Here is a 1669-nt window from a genome sequence, read left to right as displayed (position 1 = left end):
TCCGTATCGAACGGCTGCATCCGCATGCTGAACGATCATGTGAAGCAGCTCTATGATCAAGTGCCCGTCGGCACGCCGGTGACCGTGCTGTGACGGGGTCACGCCGTGGCCTCCTCGTTCTTGGCGGTATCGTCACCCTGATCTACGGCTTGCGTGCACTGCAGTGGGAATATCTTCCCGGGCGCGGCCCACGTTATGTCGACTTGCCAGACTTGCCGCCATTTCGCCGGCTTGAGGAACAGGGTCAGACTTCTGCGGCAACGGTCGCACTCATAGGGCTAGACGCACCGCGCGACGATGCCGACCAGCGACGCGCGCGTGCAGACGCTTTGCGTGCCGACCTTTGCCCTGCTCTGTTCGGCCCGGCGGTACCGACGGAAATCGTCCCAATCGCATACTTCAGTGAATTCCGCTGCCCTTACTGTCGGGCACTCGAACGGGATCTGGATACGCTTTTGGCAGAGGATACCTCTCCCTTCCGCCTTATCCAGCACGAACTCCCCATTTTCGGGCCTGCGTCCGAACTCGCCGCACGCGCTTCGGTTGCGGCGGCACGGCAAGGCATGCAGCAAGAGCTACGTCGCCGCTTCATGCGGACCCCGCTGGTTGCAGAACCGGCATCCGTCTTGCGCGTAGCCGCCGACATCGGACTCGACGTCGATCAGCTTGTGCGCGATATGGCCTCGCCCGAAGTCCAGGCAGAGCTTGATCGGACCCGGGCTCTCGCAGATATTTTCGGGTTTATTGGGACGCCGGGGCTCGTGATCGGGCGAACGGTCCTCAACGGCGCGATTCCCTACGTACTCCTGCGGCGCATCGCGGAAGATGAGAAAACCAGACAGACACCCGTATGCTGACGCCATGAACACGCCCTCGCACATGCTGATCGGAGCGGCTTTTTTCGCGCGGCCCATGGCACCGGCCACTCTTGTTGCGGCGATGGTCGGGGGCTTTGTCCCGGACTTGCCGATGTTCGCTCTGGTCCTGTGGTCCACCCGCGTGCTCGGTTTGCCCGAGCATGATGTCTTTGGACAGTTATACTTTTCGGACTCGTGGCAGGCGATTTTCGCGGTGGATCACGGCTTCCTGATCTGGGGCACGCTTTTCGTTGCTGCCCTGTGGAGCAGCCACGTCCTGCTGCGCGCCTTCGCGGGCTCCGGTTTGCTTCACGCCGTAGGGGATTTCACAACCCATCACGACGACGCCCGACGCCAGTTCTGGCCGGTGTCTGACTGGGTTTACCGTAGCCCGGTCAGCTACTGGGACCAGCGCTTCTACGGCGACGTTTTCGCGGTCTTCGAGGTCGGGTTGGTTGTCTTGCTAGCTCTTTTCTTGTGTTGGCGGCTCAAGCGGGCATGGCAACGGGCGCTGATCCTCGCACCTGCAGCCCTGATCGTAGTGCCTGTCATCCTCACCGGTGGCTTCCATGGACTACATGGCATGGGGTGAAGCGTGACAATATAACTGCCCGCGAGACTCGAAAACCATGCGCCAATTTACTCCATGCTGCTGTCTGGATCGACCGCCTTTGCTGCGCGCCTGTCAGCAGTGGGCATTGCTGCCATTGCGACCGAAGTTGGCAGCCGTTTGCGGCTCCTGACCAGTAAACCAACTCACCCCTAGCCGAATGCTGCGGGCAAGGTGGCCGGTGGCCACGATGCCCGCACGG

The 1669-nt window shown here is 61.6% G+C and carries 3 protein-coding genes; all 3 read left to right on the top strand.

Features of this window, described 5'->3' with window-relative positions; genetic code table 11:
* On the top strand, nucleotides 1-93 hold a 93-nt coding region (locus tag WBB85_RS00420), incomplete at its 5' end, for a L,D-transpeptidase (RefSeq protein ID WP_432636649.1).
* Entirely contained in the window at nucleotides 90-857 is a 768-nt protein-coding gene (locus WBB85_RS00415; protein ID WP_432636648.1) for a DsbA family protein, read from the top strand. The genes WBB85_RS00420 and WBB85_RS00415, both read left to right, overlap by 4 nt.
* A gap of 4 nt (nucleotides 858-861) precedes the next feature.
* Entirely contained in the window at nucleotides 862-1449 is a 588-nt protein-coding gene (locus WBB85_RS00410) for a cobalamin biosynthesis protein CobQ (protein WP_432636647.1), read from the top strand.
* Nucleotides 1450-1669: the final 220 nt, after the last annotated feature.

Origin of the sequence: Albidovulum sp. (assembly GCF_049646345.1) — a bacterium.
Lineage (GTDB): Bacteria > Pseudomonadota > Alphaproteobacteria > Rhodobacterales > Rhodobacteraceae > Albidovulum.
This window is presented reverse-complemented; position numbering and strand designations above follow the sequence as displayed.

What these genes read in the sequence shown, in the direction of transcription:
- WBB85_RS00410 (WP_432636647.1), top strand. Translation starts at nt 862, where the DNA reads ATGAACACGCCCTCGCACATGCTGATCGGAGCGGCTTTTTTCGCGCGG.